The following is a 4,508-nucleotide window of genomic DNA, read 5'->3' as shown; positions in this document are numbered from 1 at the left end:
AACCGGGCGCTGATGGCCGCGGGTCTGGTCGACCGCGTCCAGGTGACGCTCTTCCCCGTGATCACCGGTCAGACCGGACTGGACCCGATCTTCCAGGGTGCGGCCGACTTCGACCTCGAGCTGATCGAGAGCCGGACGCTCGACGGAAACATCCAGGAGCTCATCTACCGGCCCACCCTGCATGTCTGAGTCCGTCCATGCACCCCTGATGCTTCCACGAGGTCCGATCATTCACTACCGGCGTAGCAGAAAGTCCTTGAAAGACATCAGGAAGGCGGTGTCGGATCGGGGCAGCGGTGTTCGTAGCAGGGGTGAGAGGTTGCCCACGAGGGGGCCCCAAGGAGAATGGAACCGCGATCATGAAACTGACGACTACCACGCAGGTCTCCGTCGACGGAGTGATGCAGGGAAACGGCCCGTCGGAGGAGGACCGCATGGCCGGATTCGAGCGCGACGGATGGGCCATGGGGCACTTCGACAATGAGGCCATGACATTGGTCGACCAGGTGTACCAGCGCGCCGACGCATTCCTGTTCGGCCGGTGGACATACGAGTTCTTCGCCCGCACCTGGGGCGCGAGAGAGGATATGGCGAACACTCCGATCGGACGTGCCTTGAACACGCGGCCCAAGTACGTGGCATCGACCACGCTCACCGAACCGCGCTGGGCGGACACGACCGTCCTGTCCGGTGACGTCGCGGCGGCCATCGGCGAGCTGAAGGCCAAGCCGGGAGGGGAACTGCAGGTGCACGGCAGCGGCAAGCTGGTTCGCTGGCTGCTGGAGAACGGCCTCGTCGACGAGATGAATCTGCTCGTCGTCCCGGTGGTCGTCGGCCAGGGCACGCGGCTGTTCGCCGACTCCGGCCCGGACATGGCGCTTGACCTGGTTGACTCGCGGGCCTTCACGAAGGGCATCACGCTCCAGGTCTACCGGCTGGCCGGGCGCCCGCAGTATGCAACCGACTGAAGCACGTGCCATAGATGACGCACTAGACGACCGACCGATTCCAGAACCACAGGAGGTGATCTTCAGATGCAGTACCTGGTTTCCGTGATCGAGCAGTTCCTCCCAGGTGGCGTCCGGGAGGACAAGACCGGGTCCGCCACCTCGGACGAGATGGCTGCGATCAACGCGTTCAACGACCGGCTCAAGGCGGAGGATCACTGGGTCTTCGCCGGCGGCCTCGCTTCGCCCGACACGGCCACCATCATCGACAACCGGGGCGAGGAGGCGATGTTCACCGACGGACCCTTCCTGGAGTCCAAGGAGCATCTCGGCGGCTTCTGGATCATCCAGGCTCCCGACCTCGACGTGGCGCTCAAGCTCGCCGCCGAGGGGTCGAAGGCCTGCAACCGGAGGGTCGAGGTGCGGCCGTTCCTGTGAGCGTGGCGGACGTACGGGAGGCGATCACGCAGGCCCACCACGAGGAGTGGGCCCGGGTGGTTGCCTCCTTGACCAGGCGTTTCGGTGACCTCGACATCGCCGAGGACGCGGCGGCCGAGGCGTTTGCGGCCGCCGTCGAGCGGTGGCCGGCAGACGGCGTGCCTCCCAATCCTGGCGCTTGGCTGACCACCACGGCCAACCGCAAGGCGATCGACCGGATCCGGCGCGAGAACAAACGCGACGACAAGCAGAAGGAGGCTCAGATGGTGTACGACGACGATCCGCCTGAGCCTATCGGGGCCATCGACGACGAGCGGCTCCGGCTGATCTTCACCTGTTGTCACCCGGCGCTGGCGATGGAGTCCCGGGTGGCGCTGACGCTGCGCATGGTCGGCGGTCTGACCGTGCCAGAGATCGCCCGTGCCTTCCTGGTGCAGGAGACCGCCATGGGGCGGCGGATCACCCGCGCGAAGGCCAAGATCAAGGCGGCTCGCATCCCCTTTCGGGTACCGGCCGCGGAGGATCTCCCGGCACGCGTCTGCGGTGTACTCGCCGTCGTGTACCTCGCCTTCAACGAGGGCTACTTGGCGACTGGCCCGGACACCGATCCCGTACGTCACGACCTGACCGCCGAGGCGATCCGGCTTACTCGCCTGATCCGTGCTCTCATGCCGGAGGACGGTGAGGTGGCCGGGCTCCTGGCGCTGATGCTCCTCACCGAGGCCCGCCGCACCACCCGGGTTTCGGCGAGCGGCGAACTGGTCGCCCTCGACGAGCAGGACCGTGGGGCCTGGGACGCGTCGCTGATCGCCGAGGGTCATCGGCTGGTGCGCGAACGCCTGGCCGCCGGGGTGGCTCCTGGCCGCTACCAGATCCTCGCCGCGATCAGCGCGGTGCACACCTCCGCCCGCGACATGCGCGACACCGACTGGTCGCAGATCGTCGCCCTCTACGACCAGCTCGTCCGCCTCGACCCCTCGCCGATCATCGCGCTCAACCGGGCCATCGCGGTCGCCGAGCTTGACGGACCGGATGTGGCGCTGGCTGCCGTCGACCGTCTGGGGGACAAGTTGGCCGGCTATCACGCCTACCATGCGACCCGCGCCGACCTGCTGCGCCGGCTGGGCCGCAGTCAGAAGTCGCGCGCGGCCTACGACAAAGCCATCGAACTGGCAGGTAACACCGCCGAGACCGCCTACCTCACCCGCCGCCGCGACCAGCTGGGGTAGCGCCCGCGCGGATCCCGGCCGAACCCATGGCAAAGCGACGGCCGGCCCTGATCGACCTGCTCCGGCGCCTTGCGAGGTATCCACTACCAACGTCGACCGCGGATTTCCGGGGCAGGACTTCTAGACTGTTGTGCTCGAACGTGGTTGCGAATATCATGTACTGATGTTCGAATCTATCGCCTCTGACCTGGCATTGCCGGATGAAGTTCCCGGCGTGGCCGGTCGTGTCGCATCCATGGACGCCGCAGGCGCCCGCTCGGGCGTTGGGGCGTCTGGTCATGCAGCTGCCGGTGGCAGTCGTGGTCGGTTTGAGGTGGATCCCGAGGTTGCGCGGGCGTATGCGATGGCGCATGCGGCCGCGGTCGAGGCGTGCTGGGCGCGGCTGGTTCACGCCGAGTTGAGCGAGCTCGACGTGACGCGTGGGGTGCTGCTCGATGCCGGGGTGGACCCGGATGATCCGTTCGCGGTGGATGTGGCGGCGGAGGCGTGGGTGGCCGATGAGGCGCCGCTGCTATCTCAGCCCGGGAGCGCCTGCGATGGCAACGAGGTGATGCCTGCCGATCACCCCGGCTGGATCGCGGCGAACGTGTCGCTGTTGGATGACCTGCCCGGCCACCCCGACACTGAGGGCGACACCGATGTCGATGGCGACGGTGACAGCGGTGATGTCGATGGTGGTGTCGGCGGCGTTGAGAGGAAGATCGCCGGTCTTGGGCCGGGGGTGGAGTTGGTCCAGGCGTTGACAGCGGCCGGCGTGGGGCAGCCGAGCGCGGCCGAGCTGGGGGATGCCGCGGCCGGGTGGGAGAGGCTGATCGCTTGGGCGCAGGCGGAGCAGGCTTCGGTCGTGGCGGAGTTGACCCGCCGTCCGGAGGTGCAGCCGAGCAATCCTGAGGGGTGTTCCTCGTTGCATCCGATCCCGGTGACCGCGGGAGACCTGTGCACGGTGTGGCCGTGGACCAAGCCGCAGGCCGAACAGGTCGTGGCCCAGGGGGTGCAGCTGGTCGAGGATCATCCCGCGGTTCGTGAGGCGTTCGCTGTCGGGCGGCTGGATCAGCGGCGGGTGCGGATCCTGCTCACCGCGCTGAGGGACCGTGAGCCTCAAGTGGCCCGTAAGGTCGAAGCGGCGGTGTTGCCGCACGTGCACAAGTGGACCTCGGTGAAGCTGTCCCAGGTGGTGAACCGGCTGCTGCACCAGCTTGACCCTCGCACGTCGAAGAAGAAGCACCGTGAGGCGAGAAAGCAGCGGCGGGTGTGGACTGAGCCTGCCAAGGATGGCATGGCCTGGCTGTATGCCTACCTGCCTGCCGAAGACGCCCAAGCGATCATGACAACCCTGGCTGCCAGCGCCGAAACCCTACGCAGCCAGGACGGCAAGTCCACGGCGGGCAGCACCGGCGGCGGCCACGGCGACGAAACCGACGGTGCAAACGACGACGAAACCGACGGTGCGAATGGCGGCCACGGCGACGAGTCCGACGGCGCAAACGACGACGGCCGCGTAAGCGATGACGAGAGTGGGCCGGAGCGGCGGCGGACGCTGGATCAGGCCCGCGCGGACGCGCTGGCCGGGTTGGCATGGTCGTCGTTGTTCACCGGCACCCTCGGCGGTGACGGCTGCGCCGAATGCGGCGCCACCGCCGGAGCACCGCTGGCCAACGCGCACGGCCGGCCGGTCACGGTAAACATGACCATGCCGCTGACCACCTGGATCGGCCTGGACGAGAACCCTGCCCACCTCGACGGCTACGGCCCGATCGATGCCGACACAGCGCGGGTCCTGGCAGCCGCCGGTGTGTGGCGCTGGGTTGTCACCGACCCCGTCGGCGGGCACGCCCTGGACTACGGGCGCACCAGATATACCCCGCCGCAAGAGCTGGTCGACTTCATCCTGCTT

The 4,508-nt window shown here is 67.8% G+C and carries 5 protein-coding genes; all 5 read left to right on the top strand.

The features are described 5' to 3' along the window. Window positions 1-189: dihydrofolate reductase family protein (locus tag ELR45_RS23850; RefSeq protein WP_205857152.1), on the top strand; the 189-nt coding region annotated here is incomplete at its 5' end. Between the two features lie 170 nt (window positions 190-359). Then, entirely contained in the window at window positions 360-968 is a 609-nt protein-coding gene (locus ELR45_RS23845; protein WP_129668570.1) for a dihydrofolate reductase family protein, read from the top strand. 66 nt (window positions 969-1,034) lie between these two features. Further along, window positions 1,035-1,385 carry a YciI family protein gene (locus tag ELR45_RS23840; protein WP_129668569.1) on the top strand — a complete coding sequence of 117 codons (351 nt, stop codon included), beginning with the start codon at window positions 1,035-1,037 and terminating at the stop codon, window positions 1,383-1,385. Between the two features lie 2 nt (window positions 1,386-1,387). After that, entirely contained in the window at window positions 1,388-2,614 is a 1,227-nt protein-coding gene (locus tag ELR45_RS23835; RefSeq protein WP_129668645.1) for an RNA polymerase sigma factor, read from the top strand. Between the two features lie 163 nt (window positions 2,615-2,777). Beyond that, on the top strand, window positions 2,778-4,508 hold a 1,731-nt coding region (locus ELR45_RS23830), incomplete at its 3' end, for a DUF222 domain-containing protein (protein WP_165368054.1).

The organism is Phytoactinopolyspora endophytica (genome assembly GCF_004138495.1).
Taxonomy (GTDB): domain Bacteria; phylum Actinomycetota; class Actinomycetes; order Jiangellales; family Jiangellaceae; genus Phytoactinopolyspora; species Phytoactinopolyspora endophytica.
Note: the sequence above shows the minus strand (reverse complement) of the source record. Positions and strands in the feature narration are given on the sequence as shown.

What these genes read in the sequence shown, in the direction of transcription:
- ELR45_RS23840 (WP_129668569.1), top strand. Translation starts at nt 1,035, where the DNA reads ATGCAGTACCTGGTTTCCGTGATCGAGCAGTTCCTCCCAGGTGGCGTC.
- ELR45_RS23845 (WP_129668570.1), top strand. Translation starts at nt 360, where the DNA reads ATGAAACTGACGACTACCACGCAGGTCTCCGTCGACGGAGTGATGCAG.